Origin of the sequence: Paenibacillus glucanolyticus NBRC 15330, from assembly GCF_004000885.1 — a bacterium.
Lineage (GTDB): Bacteria > Bacillota > Bacilli > Paenibacillales > Paenibacillaceae > Paenibacillus_AQ > Paenibacillus_AQ glucanolyticus.
Genome location: NZ_BIMC01000011.1, coordinates 46,147 through 61,994 on the forward strand (window position 1 = coordinate 46,147; position 15,848 = coordinate 61,994).

The 15,848-nt window shown below is 48.0% G+C and carries 14 protein-coding genes; 9 read left to right on the top strand and 5 right to left on the bottom strand.

Annotated features, from left to right (window positions below; genetic code table 11):
• The first annotated feature begins 213 nt into the window (after positions 1–213).
• The 4 genes from PGL02S_RS16595 to PGL02S_RS16610 all read left to right on the top strand — a co-directional run bounded on the left by PGL02S_RS16595 (position 214) and on the right by PGL02S_RS16610 (position 4,730).
• Positions 214–975 (top strand): SDR family NAD(P)-dependent oxidoreductase, encoded by a 762-nt coding sequence (locus tag PGL02S_RS16595; protein ID WP_036643394.1) that lies wholly within the window; start codon positions 214–216, stop codon positions 973–975.
• Positions 976–1,155: 180 nt separating this feature from the next.
• Positions 1,156–1,548 (top strand): VOC family protein, encoded by a 393-nt coding sequence (locus PGL02S_RS16600; RefSeq protein ID WP_006212107.1) that lies wholly within the window; start codon positions 1,156–1,158, stop codon positions 1,546–1,548.
• A gap of 218 nt (positions 1,549–1,766) precedes the next feature.
• Positions 1,767–3,173 (top strand): MBOAT family O-acyltransferase, encoded by a 1,407-nt coding sequence (locus PGL02S_RS16605; protein WP_036643393.1) that lies wholly within the window; start codon positions 1,767–1,769, stop codon positions 3,171–3,173.
• A 12-nt stretch (positions 3,174–3,185) separates the two neighbouring features.
• Positions 3,186–4,730, top strand: coding sequence for a copper amine oxidase N-terminal domain-containing protein (locus tag PGL02S_RS16610; RefSeq protein ID WP_081742850.1), 1,545 nt, complete (start codon positions 3,186–3,188; stop codon positions 4,728–4,730).
• A 103-nt stretch (positions 4,731–4,833) separates the two neighbouring features.
• Here PGL02S_RS16610 and PGL02S_RS16615 read toward each other — a convergent pair whose 3' ends face one another.
• Positions 4,834–5,571: an MORN repeat-containing protein gene (locus tag PGL02S_RS16615; RefSeq protein WP_036643391.1), complete on the bottom strand. Its 738-nt coding sequence runs from the start codon at positions 5,569–5,571 to the stop codon at positions 4,834–4,836.
• Between the two features lie 311 nt (positions 5,572–5,882).
• Here PGL02S_RS16615 and PGL02S_RS16620 point away from each other — a divergent pair, with 311 nt between their 5' ends.
• Positions 5,883–6,866 carry a diaminopimelate dehydrogenase gene (locus tag PGL02S_RS16620; RefSeq protein ID WP_036643390.1) on the top strand — a complete coding sequence of 328 codons (984 nt, stop codon included), beginning with the start codon at positions 5,883–5,885 and terminating at the stop codon, positions 6,864–6,866.
• 51 nt (positions 6,867–6,917) lie between these two features.
• Here PGL02S_RS16620 and gdhA read toward each other — a convergent pair whose 3' ends face one another.
• The gene (gene gdhA, locus PGL02S_RS16625; RefSeq protein WP_036643389.1) at positions 6,918–8,297 is read right to left on the bottom strand and encodes an NADP-specific glutamate dehydrogenase; all 1,380 of its coding nucleotides are present in this window, start codon (positions 8,295–8,297) and stop codon (positions 6,918–6,920) included.
• A 568-nt stretch (positions 8,298–8,865) separates the two neighbouring features.
• Between gdhA and PGL02S_RS28845 the strand changes: the two genes are divergently transcribed.
• Positions 8,866–9,141, top strand: a complete 276-nt coding sequence (locus PGL02S_RS28845; protein ID WP_228029940.1) for a hypothetical protein — start codon at positions 8,866–8,868, stop codon at positions 9,139–9,141.
• Positions 9,142–9,243: 102 nt separating this feature from the next.
• On the opposite strand, the gene PGL02S_RS16635 is transcribed toward PGL02S_RS28845, so the two are convergent.
• A complete protein-coding gene (locus PGL02S_RS16635) occupies positions 9,244–10,080 on the bottom strand; it encodes a YitT family protein (protein WP_036643388.1) in 837 nt (278 codons plus the stop codon).
• Between the two features lie 248 nt (positions 10,081–10,328).
• Here PGL02S_RS16635 and PGL02S_RS16640 point away from each other — a divergent pair, with 248 nt between their 5' ends.
• Positions 10,329–11,093 carry an SDR family oxidoreductase gene (locus tag PGL02S_RS16640; protein WP_036643387.1) on the top strand — a complete coding sequence of 255 codons (765 nt, stop codon included), beginning with the start codon at positions 10,329–10,331 and terminating at the stop codon, positions 11,091–11,093.
• Between the two features lie 170 nt (positions 11,094–11,263).
• Here the strand turns inward: PGL02S_RS16640 and PGL02S_RS16645 are convergent, their stop codons facing one another.
• Entirely contained in the window at positions 11,264–11,602 is a 339-nt protein-coding gene (locus tag PGL02S_RS16645; protein WP_006212100.1) for a VOC family protein, read from the bottom strand.
• 287 nt (positions 11,603–11,889) lie between these two features.
• Between PGL02S_RS16645 and PGL02S_RS16650 the strand changes: the two genes are divergently transcribed.
• Both PGL02S_RS16650 and PGL02S_RS16655 read left to right on the top strand, forming a co-directional pair.
• Positions 11,890–13,482, top strand: a complete 1,593-nt coding sequence (locus PGL02S_RS16650; RefSeq protein WP_244892299.1) for a helix-turn-helix domain-containing protein — start codon at positions 11,890–11,892, stop codon at positions 13,480–13,482.
• 143 nt (positions 13,483–13,625) lie between these two features.
• On the top strand, positions 13,626–14,591 hold the full coding sequence (locus PGL02S_RS16655) for an ABC transporter substrate-binding protein (protein WP_051449325.1): 966 nt from the start codon (positions 13,626–13,628) through the stop codon (positions 14,589–14,591).
• A gap of 157 nt (positions 14,592–14,748) precedes the next feature.
• On the opposite strand, the gene PGL02S_RS16660 is transcribed toward PGL02S_RS16655, so the two are convergent.
• Positions 14,749–15,843 (bottom strand): hypothetical protein, encoded by a 1,095-nt coding sequence (locus PGL02S_RS16660; RefSeq protein ID WP_036643384.1) that lies wholly within the window; start codon positions 15,841–15,843, stop codon positions 14,749–14,751.
• Between the last annotated feature and the right edge of the window lie 5 nt (positions 15,844–15,848).

The window sequence follows — 15,848 nt, forward strand, 5'->3', positions numbered from 1 at the left end:
TACTTCCTTCATGCTTCGATAACGATGCTGCTCTTACATCATTTCTAGCCGAGAGGCTATGACTCCTCCATTGCGTTTCGGTAAATTTCCTTTTCGGTTCTAGGGTTCCAGCCTCCTGCCGGACTTCAAATGATCTGGTAAAGATTGCCTCGGCTTTACCGCCATGATTTAATGTAACTACATATACGAATAAAAATCATGGAGGTTTTACATATGCAGCCTAATTTCAGTATTGAGGGTAAGGTCGCCATTGTAACCGGCGCAAGCAAAGGAATCGGGTATGGTTTGGCCCAATCGCTTGCAGCGGTAGGGGCTAAGGTGGCGGTCATGGCACGGAGCAAGGAGGTGCTGGATCGATTAGTTGAGGACATATCCCAAGCGGGAGGTCAGGCCAAGGCCTATGAACTGGACGTCCGGAACGTGGAACAGATCCGTGATGCTTTTGCTCAGGTTGCCAAGAATTATGGCAGACTGGATATCGTGGTCAATAACGCTGGCTTGGGAGAGGGGATGCTGACCGAAGACATCACAGAGGACTACTGGGATGAAATGATGGATGTTAATTTGAAGGGCGTATTTTTCTGCTGTCAGGCCGCCGGCCGCATCATGCTGGAGCAGGGTTATGGCAAAATCATTAACGTCAGCTCACAGGTCAGTGTCGTTGGCATTACCGAAGGTGCAGCTTATTGCGCCTCCAAGGGAGGCGTGAATCAGTTGACGAAGGTGCTGGCGCTGGAGTGGTCCAGTCGCGGTGTAAATATCAATGCGGTGGGCCCGACATTCATTCATACGCCTGGAACGGCCGAGCGTCTGGACTCGCCGGATTTTCGAGATGGCGTATTGGCTCGTATTCCGGCAGGAAGGATCGGCACCATTGGAGACGTGGCGGGAGCCGTCATTTATTTGGCCTCACCGGCGTCCGATCTTGTTACAGGTACTTTGCTGCTTGTGGATGGCGGCTGGACAGCACAGTAGTGCTGCATTCATTAGAAGATTCTATCGCTTATATACTAGGAGGCTTTCAAAGGTCCTCTCTGTAACTCCTTAAATCTAGCAATGCATAAGAAAGATAGCATGAGGCCTTTTGCTAAACTGTATTGTGATTGATGAGGTGAAGCCAATCAGGACTGCACCTAGATAAGGGAGGAGAAAACGATGATTACGTCTGCTATTCAAGTTACTATTTTCGTGAGAGATCTTGACGAAGCCAAAGCCTACTATACGGAGAAGCTGGGGTTTCATGTTGTAGCAGAGGAGGAGTTTGCACCGGGTTGGCGCTACCTGACCGTTGCACCCCAGAAGCACAATGAGTTGGTTCTGGAGTTAACTGAAGCGGATACGCCAGAACGAGAGGAACTTATAGGTAAACAAGCAGCCGATCAAGTTCTTATCATGTTTGCATCGAATGATATCGACCAAGATTATCAGGATTTGAAAGCAAGAGGCGTCGTATTCCACGGAGAACCGAAGCCTGTTCCAGGTGGCAGAGGCGTAGGTTTTGAGGATTTATACGGTAATCAGTTCGACTTATATCAAGTTCTCCGATAATGCTTGGGGCACCTGCCGATTCCTAAATTTCTTGGGTTAAATACTTCAGTTATACTTCAGTTTATATGGAAATTGTTCGATATAAATCATAGAAAGCACTTGCAAGAAAATTATTTCTCAGATGTAAAATATATGATACTATTGAGAAATCGTCGTCTAAAAACGACATAAACCGAAGCGAAATGTGAAGTCAGGAAGTCGGAGGTGCCTGTTCAGGCATGTTGTTTAATTCTTATCCTTTTATTTTTGTGTTTCTGCCGATTACGGTGCTTGTTTATTTTATGCTGAACCGGCTTCGTTATGGATTGGCCGCTAAATGCTGGCTGGCATTATCCTCGCTATTCTTCTACAGCTGGTGGAATATCAGTTATTTACCTCTTCTTCTCGGCTCCATTGCTTTCAATTATGCCGTGGGACGGCTGCTCCAGGCACGTCAAGCTCATTCCCTAGATCAAACCGCTTCCCGGCGCGGTGCAAAAGGCATATTAATCGCCGGCATATCAGGGAATGTATTGCTGTTAATCTATTACAAATACGCTGATTTCTTCATCGTTAATATTGGAGCAGCGACAGGGTGGGAAGTGCCCCTCCTCAATCTGGTGCTGCCACTCGGAATCAGCTTTTTTACCTTCACCCAAATCGCCTATCTGGTGGATGCGTACAAGGGGAAGGCTCGTGAATACAATCTGGTCAATTATGTGCTGTTCGTGACTTTCTATCCGCATCTGATCGCGGGTCCGATCCTGCATCATGGCGAGATGATGCCGCAGTTTGATCGGGTTCGGGGCAAGCTGTGGGATTGGGGGAACGCCGCAAACGGCATTTTTATATTCTGCATCGGTTTGTTTAAGAAGGTAGTTATCGCGGATACGCTGGCGGTTTATGCCAATACAGGTTTTGATACTGCTTCGGGCTTCGTTGATTCCTGGGTAGCTGCGCTATCTTATACGTTCCAGCTTTATTTTGACTTCAGCGGTTATACCGACATGGCTATCGGTGCTGCGCTTCTGTTCAATATCCGGCTGCCGCAGAATTTCAACTCACCTTATAAGGCGGTGAATATTCAAGACTTCTGGCGGCGCTGGCATATGACACTGAGCCGATTTTTACGGGACTACATTTATATTCCGCTGGGAGGCAACCGCCGTGGTGAAGCGATCATGCTGCGGAATCTGGTGCTGACCTTCCTGATCGGCGGACTGTGGCATGGCGCAGGCTGGACGTTTCTGTTCTGGGGCCTCCTGCACGGTGTCGGACAGGTCATTCAACGGTTATGGGGGAAGCTGGGCATTACGATGCCCCGTGTGCTCGCTTGGGCGATCACCTTCGTTTTTATAACGGTGACCTGGGTCTTTTTCCGAGCGGAAAGCTGGGCTGATGCCATGCGGCTAATGAAGGGAATGAGCGGTCTATCGGGTATTCATCTGAATTTGGACACTGCCCTGTTAGAGCCGGTCGCGATCATGATCCTCATCGCCCCGATCGTGTTCTTCTGTCGGAATTCCTCGGAGCTGTCCGTATCCTTCCGGCCGAACTTCAGACAGGCAGTAGTATGTGCGGTACTGTTTGTGATCTCTTTGATGTACATTACTCGCATTAGCGAATTTTTGTATTTTAATTTTTAGGAAGGGCGGCTAATGAACATGCCATCCACATCAACAGCCGCGAAGTCGGCGCCATCCAAGAGGCATGCTATGGCAGATCTCCAACCTGCGCGAGCTTCTCGGAGAGCCGGAAAAAGGATGCTGATTCAGTTTGCTCTCGTTTCCATCGCAGCTGCGCTGCTGATCAGTTGTATGACATTTGTGTTGGACCCTTTTCAGTTCTACCGCAAGGCAACCTGGTATTCTCCTGTATTCACCGGCGAGCAGCGATACCAGAACCCTGGTCTGGCCCGCAATTATCCCTATGATACGATTATTCTGGGTACATCCATGACGGAGAATTTCCTGCCTTCTGAGGTGGGGGAGGCTCTGGGAGGTCAAGCTCTCAAGCTGTCCATGCGAGGATCAACAGCGGATGAGCAGTTTAAGATTGCATCGCTGGCGCTTGAGACTGGGAAGGTGAAGAGAGTCCTGTGGGGACTGGACTATTTTGCACTCAAGAATCCGGATGAGGGCACAGATGCTAATTTTCCTGATTACCTTTATGATGACATCTGGTGGAACGATTACAAGTATTGGTTCAATTACTCCGCTTATGAAAGCTTTGCAAGAGGGATTGCCAAGTCGCTCCTGGGTGGAACACCCCAAAATATCGAATATCTGTATAACTGGAACGATGAAGCGTCCTATGGAAGTGATCAGGTGATGAATGCCTACGATCGCGCAAGAAACACGGAACATTATTTTGGCGTGAATGAAGAGCCGCTCGAAGAGGTGCAGCATCATTTCAACACGTATGTCTTGTCTTTGGTCGAGGCATATCCCGAAGTTGAATTTATCGTTTATTCTCCGCCATACAGCATTCTGCGGCAGAAGCTTTGGCAGGATTCAAACCCGGCCCGTTACAGTAACCAGTTGGAAATGAAGACCTGGATGTTCCAGCAGTTCAACCGCTATCGCAACACGCAGGTATATGACTTCCAGGCTGAAGCGGACTGGACCTACGATTTCTCGTTATTCAAGGATCTGTCGCATCATTCACAGGACATAAACTCCCGTATAACTTGGGCAATCAGTGAAGGGGATGTCCGCTATAAGGTGACGCCGGATAATGTTGAGGCATTCACGGAACGGCTATCCAGACAGGTCGACACCGTGCTTATTACGGGGAAGGAAGCCAGAAATGTCGAGGTCTTGATAGACGGGAATGGGGAGCCGATCTCTTTTACAAGCCGGAAGATGCCGGACGAGACGGAATTGATGGTGCCTGTGAAGGAAGCGGTTGAAGCGCTGGGGATATCGGCTGCGTATGATGCAGGCATCGTGACATTATCAGGTCGAGGTCCCGTAGTCGAGCTGAAGGTGGATTCAACACAGGCATGGGAGTCCAGAAGCAAAGAGGACAGGAAGAATGGAGTGGCCAAAAGCGAGGTTACACTTCGACATGCTCCTTATGTTGCGGGCGGGAAGACCATGGTTCCCCTTCTGCAAACCGCCGAGTTATTGGGCTATAACGTAGTCATTGAGAAGCCGGATTACTATACGCTTCGTTATGTACTCGATCGACCTGCTTCATAACATCGACGGAGTTCAATGAAAGAACCCGCCAAACATTCAAAAGAACCCCGACTCTTGTTTTTTGCAAGATGGGGGTTCTTTTTTGGGTTTGTTTGAATCCGGGTTATTTTAACGGGACCTGCTTGGACAATGCCTCAAATTGCAACAGATGAGGATTTATTTTGTTTTGTATGCTCTTTAAATATTTTTTTGCGGCATCATTTTGACGTTGTTCTGCAGCCGTGCTGGCCGGAAAGATCGAATAGGATTTGTTGACGGAGCCGTTTTTGTATTGGACACTGAACATGGAGGCAGCTGCCCAGGCTTTTTTCATGTTTTGGTTGCTTCCCATAATCGTCAGCAATTCCTTGCCATTCTTGTAAGTGAAGCTGTAATCCGGGTCCGCTACGGCATGAATGACATCGTAGCCGCTTTGGAATACGCCTGCCTTGAATGTCCCCTTCTGGAGCTGGTTCCATCTGACGGTCCCGTCGGGGAGCGTGACTTTGTGTGTCTGGAGGCCTTCGCCATCCATCTTATCGTCCGTCCAGGAGCCGTTGTACACCACTTTATGTTCTTCATCATCTGCTTGGTATTGGTTCATGTATTTACCGGTGCCCGTGCGTTTTCCGTTTACGAAATCGCCGGAATACTGTTTGTCTTCACCCCATTTGATAGTGCCTCGCCCGTGGGGCTGGCCATTGGCTGTCTCACCGTAATAAGATGTCCGTGCGGATATTTGGATCCATTTCTTGGCGGAGGCGGCATTGGCATCTGCTGATGCTGGTGCTGGAACGAGAGAAGATGCAAAGAGCGATAAAGCACAAGCAAGAGTTATGGATAACGCCTTTATTTTTTGCATGATAACATGTCTCCTTTTCTCGTGTGATCTTAATATTTACTTCTCTTAAGCTTCCATAAATCCTCTTATGGCTGCAAAATTATGGGTGCTTCGTGTTGAAATAGCAAGAACGAAGTCAGAATACCGGGGCAACGTTTCACAAGACGACAGGTAAGATTATTGTGGATAAAATATGAACGAAACAGATAGAAAGGATTTCCTCTCAACATAAAATAGTTTACATTTGTTGTGATGTCTATATACTTATACTTTAAAGCAGTACATAAACATCATGCCAATGGAAGTATGGTCTGGCAAAGGGAGGATAAACATTGAACGCATCTATTAAAGTAGGAATCGTAGGTTATGGTAACTTGGGTAAAGGGGTACAGAAAGCGATCGGACAGAATCCGGATCTGGAGCTGGTGGCTATCTTCACGCGCAGAGACCCGCAGCAAATGCCGGCAAATTCCGGTGCACGCTTCGAGCATATATCAGCGGCAGAGCAATATATCGGCAAGATTGATGTCATGATCCTCTGTGGCGGTTCGGCTACGGATTTGCCTGAGCAAACTCCACAGCTTGCCAGTATGTTCAATACGGTAGACAGCTTTGACACACACGCGAAAATCCCTGAGTTTTTCCAGGAAGTTAACAAAGCAGCGATGGGCGGAGGTCATGTGAGCGTGATCTCGACAGGCTGGGATCCGGGGCTGTTCTCCATGAACCGTCTCCTCGCCGAAGCGATTCTGCCTGAAGGAAAAGACTACACGTTCTGGGGCAAGGGCGTAAGCCAAGGCCACTCGGATGCGATCCGTCGAGTACCCGGAGTGAAAGCGGGCGTTCAATACACGGTTCCGGTAGAAGAGGTTATCGACCAGATCCGTTTCGGAGAAACGCCGGAGCTATCTACTCGCGAGAAGCATCGGAGAGATTGCTTTGTTGTAGCGGAAGAAGGAGCGGACCAAGAACAAATCCGCCAAACCATTGTGTCGATGCCTAACTATTTTGCGGATTACGATACAACCGTTACCTTTATTACGCAAGAAGAGCTTGAGGCTGAGCATGCCGGGATGCCTCACGGCGGATTTGTCATCCGCAGCGGGATCACCGGAAACGGAAGCAAACAAATTGTTGAATTCGGGCTGAAACTCGACAGCAACCCTGAATTTACGGCGAGCGTGCTCGTGTCTTATGCAAGAGCGGCCATTCGCTTGAGCAGAGAGGGACAGCAAGGCGCCAAGACGGTATTTGATATCCCGCTCGGATACCTGTCGCCAAAATCAGCCGAAGAGCTCCGCAGCGAGCTGCTGTAAGCTGTAAGAAGCCCTGCCGCATATGCGGCAGGGCTTCTTTTTTTCTGGATATTATACGATACCTTGGGCGATCATGGCATCGGCCACTTTGATGAAACCAGCGATGTTGGCGCCAGCCACAAGATTGCCGGCCACACCATACTCTTCAGCAGCATCTACGGCACTGCTGTAGATGTTTTTCATAATCTGATGGAGCTTCGCATCCACCTCTTCAAAGGTCCATGACATTCTCATGCTGTTTTGGCTCATCTCCAGAGCGGATACGGCAACTCCGCCTGCATTGGCGGCTTTAGCCGGTCCAAACAACACGCCGCTGCTAATGAACAGCTCCATGGCCTCCAATGTTGAAGGCATATTGGCTCCTTCGCCGATAGCCTTCACTCCGTTTGCGATGAGTGTTTTGGCAGCGTCGGCGTCGAGCTCATTCTGCGTGGCACAAGGAAGTGCGATATCGCATGGAAGGTTCCAGATTCCCGAGCAGCCTTCGGTATATTCGGCATGCGGGTGGATCTTGACGTATTCGCTGATCCGCAGGCGATCCCGCTCCTTCAGCAGCTTGACGGTTTCAAGGTTGATTCCGTCCGGATCATGCAGGTATCCGTTGGAATCACTGCAAGCAATGACATGCGCGCCGAGCTGCTGCGCTTTCTCGATGGCGTAAATGGAGACGTTGCCCGAACCGGAAACCACGACGCGGCGGTCTTTGAAATCAAGGCCTTGCGCAGCCAGCATTTCCTGTACGAAGTAAACGCAGCCATAACCGGTTGCTTCCGTCCGAGCCAGGCTTCCGCCATATATGACGCCTTTGCCTGTCAGCACTCCGGCTTCATGTCCTCCACGGATACGCTTGTATTGACCGAACATATAACCGATCTCGCGAGCACCGACACCGATATCCCCAGCAGGCACATCGGAATCAGGTCCGATATGGCGGTACAGCTCGGTCATGAAGCTCTGGGTAAAACGCATCACTTCCTGATCGGACTTGCCTTTCGGATCGAAATCCGAACCACCCTTGCCGCCGCCGATCGGCTGGCCCGTGAGCGAGTTTTTAAAGATTTGCTCAAAACCAAGGAATTTGACAATGCCGGCATAAACCGACGGATGGAACCGGATGCCGCCTTTGAACGGACCCAGTGCGCTGTTAAACTGGACGCGGAACCCGCGGTTCACTTGAGTTCTGCCTTGGTCGTCCATCCAAGGAACGCGGAAGGTGATCATACGCTCCGGCTCGACAAGGCGCTCCAAGATACCAAGCTCACGATACTTCGGATGCTGGGCTAACACAGGGACGAGGGAATCCACAAATTCCCGGACGGCTTGATGAAATTCGGACTCATGCGGATCTCGCGCTACAACCTGGTTATAGATGGATTCCACATAATCTTGCGCGGCAGTAAGGGGTGAGGATACAGAAATATTCGTATTCACTTTTGCGATGCACTCCTTCAAATCGTTAAAGTAGTATTGCGTGAAAAATCGTCTGTTCTGCAGAAAGAGGGGCCTGTCTTGGACAATTTGTACTAAAACATTAAAAGTTTGCACTCTGCATTTTTAAGTTAAAAAGAATTTTATAGAATCTTGGCTCGCATTACCAATAAAATGTTTTTTACGAACTCATTAAATATTTCTATAAACCTGTCATTAGGTGTTAATTCGCTGGCAGTTTCGCCGTGTTTCGTGTAGTTAAAATGCAAATAATAAGCTGAATTTGTCATGGAAATACACAACGAAACCGGTCGCGCAGTTAAATTTTTTGGGTGTGTTTTACGTTTAGGGTAATGGAAGTAATGGAATATTATTACAGGAGCTGAAGGAGCCATCTTCCGGCGGAGACGCTTCTGGTCATCCAGCCAGCAGATCCGAAGCAGGCCGGCCAACAGGAGCGGAAGGAGATAGAGGACGTCAAGGGAAGGAAGGTAGACCAGGCATGGCCGCTTGCTCAGCTTACAGATAGGGAAACCGTATACCTGGTCCAATTGCCAGACAAGGTGACGATATGCTGGCAAGCCTGGCGCTGAAACATGCGGGGGTATGGCTGTATTATGATTATCCGGCGAAATATGATTCGGATTCCACATGGAGAGTGAACGATCAAGGAGAGATACGGCCGGAGATGTTCTCCTTTCTTTTTGCAGCAGAGTCTGCTAACGGTCTCGTGGTCGGAGTCCAATGGATGGGGGCGGAAGGAGAGAATGTATCTCTGCTGTCTGTGTCGGATGATGCGATAACGGATCTCGGATTGGAGTACGGAAGATATATGTCTCCGATATAAGCTGGTTAAATATAGCCGAACATTTACACAAAAAAAAGATCGAACCCAGTCCGCGTGCTGAGTTTCGATCTATTTTGTTATTACAATAAGAATAAGTGCGTTTTATTTGGATATATCAATGAATCCTTCGCCAAACACATCGCGTACATCGTGGATCGTGACAAAGGCGTTTTTGTCCTCTGCGCGCACGATTTTTTTGAGCATGGATACTTCTTGTTTGCTAATGACGATGTAGAGCACATCTTTCGTTTGACCGGTGTAGTATCCGTAACCCCGCAATACGGTTACCCCGCGATCCATGATCTCCGTCACCCGTATGGCGATGCGATCATGATGGGTTGAGATGATGGTAACGGCTTTTTTGGGATTCAGCCCCTCGATAATAAACTCCATGGCTTTGGTCCCGATATAGAGGATCACCACCGTGAACATCACCTTCTCGATACCGATAACAAAGACGGACAGTCCAGCCACGATCAGGTCGAAGAACAGCAGGGCGTAGCTGATATTCCAATCCCAATATTTGTTGGCCAGACGTGCGAGTATGACCGTGCCTGCCGTTGTGCCGCCCACCCGGACGATGAGTCCGATTCCGACGCCGGCAAACAGTCCGGCGAAGATGGCGTTGATCACCGGCTCATTCGAAGCGATACGCCAGTTCTCTGTCAGATGCAGGAAGATGGAGTTAAAGGCAACCGCAATAATGGTATACACCGTTGTTCTTCTATCCAGCAGCCTGTAGCCGATAATGAGTAAAATCCCGTTAATAACGATGCCGACCAGTGCCGGGGACCATTGCAGCACGTAATACAGAATGATGGATACCCCGGTAACGCCGCCTTCGCCAAAATCGTTGGGAATCACAAATAAATTGACGGCCAGCGCAAAAATAAATGCCCCGATGAGCAGCATGATCATATCAAATGCTCTTTTTTTCATACGTACCTACCTCCATGACTTTCAACAAGCTCACAAAAAAAGCGATTAAAGGAAAAAATCATCCTTTAATCGCTTTATGCAAACATAGGTTGCGCAGCTCTTTTGATATTCTCATTATAAAGAGCATTACATGGAATGTAAATGATTTTTAATTTTCAGAAAAGGAATGTCCGAATAGGTGAGCAACATTTCGAAACGGACCCTGTGATAAAACTGAAAGTGAAAGAAGAAGAGGAGATGATGAGATCATGACTGCATTGAATGGGAAGATAGCCCTGGTTACGGGTTCCAGTCGAGGAATTGGGCGCGCCGTAGCCATGCGTCTAGCAAAGGAAGGGGCCTTGGTAGCTGTTCACTATGGCAAGAACCGCGATACGGCGGAAGAGGTCGTACGGGAGATAACACAGGGCGGAGGCGACGCTTTTCTGATTGGGGCAGATCTTGGCGACAGGGATGGAGTAAGCAAGCTGTACAAAACGCTGGATGAGATGTTGAGAGCACGGACCGATGATACGCGTTTCGATATTCTGGTCAATAACGCAGGAGTCGGCTTGATGGCAACAATCGAGGAGACAAGAGAAGAGAGCTTTGACGATATCATGCGAGTCAATGTGAAGGCACCGTTCTTCCTGACTCAGCAAGCCCTTCCACGCCTTCGGGACGACGGGCGCATTATTAATCTATCGTCTGCCGTAACCCGGATTTCCTTGCCCAATATTCCGGCGTACACCATGACGAAGGGGGCCATCAATGCGTTGACGCTCTCCTTGTCAAGCCAGCTTGGCTCCCGTGGGATTACGGTCAATGCGATTCAACCCGGATTCATTAACACGGACATGAATGCCCCGATGCTTCAGGATCCTGCTTCGTTTCAATTCGGCGCCGACTATTCGGTCTTCGGAAGGTGGGGAGAGCCTGGCGATATCGCAGATATCGCAGCATTTCTGGCTTCTTCGGAGAGCCGCTGGATCACGGGTCAGAGCATCGATGCAAGCGGAGGCTCTCACTTGTAAGAGCTTGCTTCTTGAAGCAAGAGAAGAACACGTATTCATGAGAAGAACCGTGCCATGCACGGTTTTTTGCATGTTCTGTAACAGGCCGACATACCATAAAGCCCGCGCGCAGTGCGCAGGCTTCTTATGGTAGGAAGCTAACCCAGCCGTTACCTCATGCGGCATGACAATTATGCAAGTACTTCTACTGTAAAGCCTCCCGGAGCCTTGACATAGAAAGTCCAGCCGTGGGCCCTTTGGGGAGGAGGGACATCATACCCATCCTCCCTCAGACGTTGATGGATTTCATTTACCTTCTCTTCGCTTTCCTGTATAAAGCCGATATGAAAAGTCTTGGGATAGTTCACCTCGGTCCCCCGCATTAAGGTCAGCACCATCCCTTCATCGTCAAACAACGCTGCAAATGACTGACCGCGCTCACCGCCGATTTTGAGTCCGAAATAAGTTTGCAGAAATTCCTTGGCTGCGGTTACATCAGTTACCGTGAGATTAAGATGATTCAGTATCATTGTGTACACACTTCCTTTTTAGTGGAATGAGTGATTCTTAATTCAAGCGTAGCACATATATGCAAGTACCAGGCTTATGGTCGTTTTAGACTGTAGTTGATGATGAAAGCCGTCATATAAGTTGAAGGTTTTTGAACGGACTTTGCTTTGTCAGTTCATAAAAATGCATAGCTGCTGAGAATGGATTTATCCTAACAGATGAGACAGCTCATCTGTTATACTTAATTGATAATGATTATCATAATCAAGGGGAGGATTCCATGTTAACTCCAAAGGCCACCTGTTCCATGTACTCTTTTCATATCCCCATTCGTTTAATCGGATTGGAGAAAGGGATTCCAAGCACCATCGGGGACAGTCAGGAGGCGGATTACATAGTACTGATTATTCAGGACGGAGCCGGTATGCTGCACCAGGATGATCGTTCATTCCCGGTTTCCAGGGGAAGCGTATTTGTCTCTGGCAGCACCATTCCGGATTTAAGGCTGGAATCGAACAGAGTTACCCCGTTGCGGGGGATTTATATAGAATACCGGTGTTTACCTATAAGTGGCAGCACATCTTATGGTCTTGATTGCTCTGCGCCGTTTCATGCCATCTCGCCCGAGACTCTGCGATTGGCCGGAGAGTTTGAGAGCTTGTGGAGAGGCCAGAACTCAGATGAGCCCTTTCACATGCAGCTTCTGTTTATTAAACTGCTGCAGGAGATCCATGCGGAGATGGAAATCAGGGCTTCTTCATCAACAAAACAACCTTGGGTAGAGCAAGCTCTTGAGTATATAGATAAGAACTACCATCAAGATGTAACACGTGAGCATATGACTGCTCTGTCGGGTGTCAGTCCTGAGCATTTCTCACGCATGTTCCGCAAGCATACCGGACGTACCTTTAATACTTACCTGACGCTGCTTCGAATTCGCAAAGCGCAGGAACGAGTATTGACCGGATCGCAGGATCTGAATGCTCTGGCGCAGGAGGTAGGGTATAAGGAGGGCTTGTACTTAAGCCGTAAATTCAAAGAATCCGTCGGTGTATCGCCTACGGTATACAAACGCAAGACTAAACGTATCACGGCGTTAAATCTTAACCATACCGCATCGTTGTTGGCACTTGGCATTATTCCAGAGCTTGGTGTGTATACTCCCTGGCTGCTGCAGACTCAATATAACAGGAACTTGAGTACAGGACGTTATTTCGATCCCGATACGCTTGCCACTGATGGATACTATGAAGCAGTGGCTTCATCCAGTCCCGATTTGATTATTAGCTACAATTCTGCTGCTGAGAATAAGAGGATGCTCTCTTTGGCCCCTGTTCTGGAGCTGCCATTCAAGACGATGAGCTGGCGTGAACAGTTTCGTTTCATTGCTTGCACGATGAACAAACAAACGGCAGCAGAGGATTGGCTGTCCCGTTATGACGAACTTGCCGATCGTGTGAATGGTGAGCTGAACCATGTGCTTGGTGAGCGGGGCACCGCCGTTGTCTGGGAAATATGCTCGGACACGGCCTATTGCATTAGCGGCAGCTTCGGCAGAGGCAGTCAGATTTTATATGATGATATCGGATTCCGTCCACCTGAACGGCTGATAGAGGAGGGTTTGTTTCGTGATGGGTTTGTCGAAGTCGATATTGGAGAGATCGCTTCTTATGCAGCAGATCATATTTTTATCACGTCACTCCCAAGTGATCCATCTGGTCAGGAACGTGTCAATGTATTGTTTCGTTCGGAGGAATGGATGAATTTGGATGCAGTCCGGCGCAATCAAGTCTATGTGCTGAATCAGCCGGAATTATTCTTCGGGTATGATCCCATCTCTTCGGAAGCACAGCTGCACGAATTGATGAAGGTGCTGAGACGACATCACAAATTTGCATGAATGGACATCATTATAAGGCATAGCCATTTGAAGGGACAGGGGGTAAAGTTTATTTGAGAATGATTATCGTTATCGATAAATAAGGGGGATTCAAATTGCTTTTTTCAGAATATTTGAGCAGACGAAGGCTTACATTGATTGTCATGGTCCTTATAACGGCACTTATGATCAGTGCGTGTGGAGCAGCAGATACGGGTAACGGCAATAGCAACACGGAGACAGTACAGACTGCAGCGTCGGATCCGTCGAAAGCGGTTGAGACGAATTCGGAGGGAGATTCCAAAGTGAAAACGATCTCCACTGTCCATGGAGACATTGAAGTTCCGGTGCATCCGCAGCGAATTGTTGCTGAAGAATACTTGGGAAGTCTCATTGCGCTTGATGTGATTCCGGTCGGAGCGCCAGGATTAACCATCAAGAACTACTACTTTAAAGAATCTTTGGAAGGAATCGAGGATATTGGGGATTACGGAAAGCCGTCAGTCGAGAAGATCGTGGCATTGAATCCGGATCTCATCATCACCGGCAATGCTGAAAAAACGTATGAACAGCTCAGTAAAATTGCACCTACTATCGTCATTCCGTATGGGGATTTAAAAAACGCCCACGAAGAGTTGACTTATTTCGGCGAACTGTTTGGTAAGGAAGAAGAAGCTAAAACCTGGCTGGAGGAATATGACCGGCGCATTGCGGCCGCCAAGGCTAAAGTCGATGCAGCAATTCCCACTGACGCCACCTTCAGTATTATGGAGGACGGCGAGAAGTCAACCTGGGTATACGGTGATAATTTTGGGCGTGGCGGTCAGGCTGTCTATCAGGCTTTGGGAAGGAAACCTCCGAGCGGGGTGGCCGAGGAAATATTAGAGAAGCAGTGGGCTGAGTTAACGGCTGAAATGGTGAGTAAATATGCGGGTGATTATATTATTATGACTTCCAATTCGCGTACGATGGAGGATTATAAAGCAGATCCGATCTGGGGCAGCCTCCCGGCAGTCAATAAGGGACAGATGTACGTCTGGCCTGAAGAACGCTCCTGGTATTATGATCCGCTTGCCGTTCTTGCTCAAACAGAAGAATTGGCGGATTGGCTCTCCAAACAGGATAGATAGTTGATGCGGTGCTTTCCGTCGTCGACGATGAGCACGCTCGCGAATGATATGACGTGTTGGCTTACTGGAAAAATAGATAAAGAGTGTGCAATTTCTGCACACTCTTTTTTGTTGTGTTGAATTCAATCTATGAGGAACCAGCCTAATACTTGAGAGGTTATGGTGTAATGGAGGGAGCAGGATTATACAACAGGCATCGTAGTGTTTTTTCAGGATAACGAAGCTCTGCATCATAAGTGCTGCCATCTTCCAATGTAATTAGAATGTTAACCATTCCACGTTTATCGTTAACTGGATTCTTCACATATTTTGCGCTCTTGATTGCTCGGGTTTCGCCAAGCTTCTTAGTCACAATCTGCCTAGCTGCTACTACCCAGCTTGCATCCTTGCTTATTTTTAGACTTGCTGAGGAACTAATAGGTGTTCTTTTGTATGATAAATCAGTAACCGTTGTATCTATCACCGTACCTGTTGTTGAATCCAGGATGACAATATAAGTTAAATAGGCTTGTCCATTGGCTCGTAAAGTATCTGCTTTATAAGGCTGAAAGAGAATACTCCATGTTTTCTGTTGTTCGGAATATAAGGTATGCAAAGAGGCAGAGACCTCCAGCTTGGAAACATCGACGTCAAATATTTTCTTTACACTTGCTGCTGCAAATTTGACAGCTTCTGACTCTTTGATGTCGGTGATTTCCTGTTGTTCGGGATCAACTCGTTTGGATAATACATAGTTGATCCGGTAGTACCAGTCGATATGTTGCAGCAGCTCTTGATCTGTCATAGGTCTCTTGGGGTAGAAGAAGATGTCTTTGTCCATATCGAGATAAAAATCATAAGGTCCTGGCTCTAAGGGTAGTGGGCTCGTTGGTCGCAGTCCATCATATACATATTGATCGCCCAGCTTTAGAAGACGGTTACTTTCCTCTTCTGTAAGCTCTCTGCTTAGCTCGGTGGTTTCTTTCTTATTTTCATCGAAATAGTTATTAATTAATTGTATTTCTTCATCTGTTATGGTCTGCTCTAGATAGCTCTCAACTGTTGATACAGGAGCTGTGGCTTCAATTTTCATAACAGGCACCGTGCTGCTAACGGAGCTTACGGTCGAAATGTTCTGTTGCAAGGACGCCTTTTGTGCTACAACTGTTTGATTTACGACACTTGGAACCATGACTGCATTTAATGCTAGAAGTCCCCCCGAAATAACAAATACTGTTGCTGCCATCGTGAATAATTTCTTCTTGTTTTTCATTGATA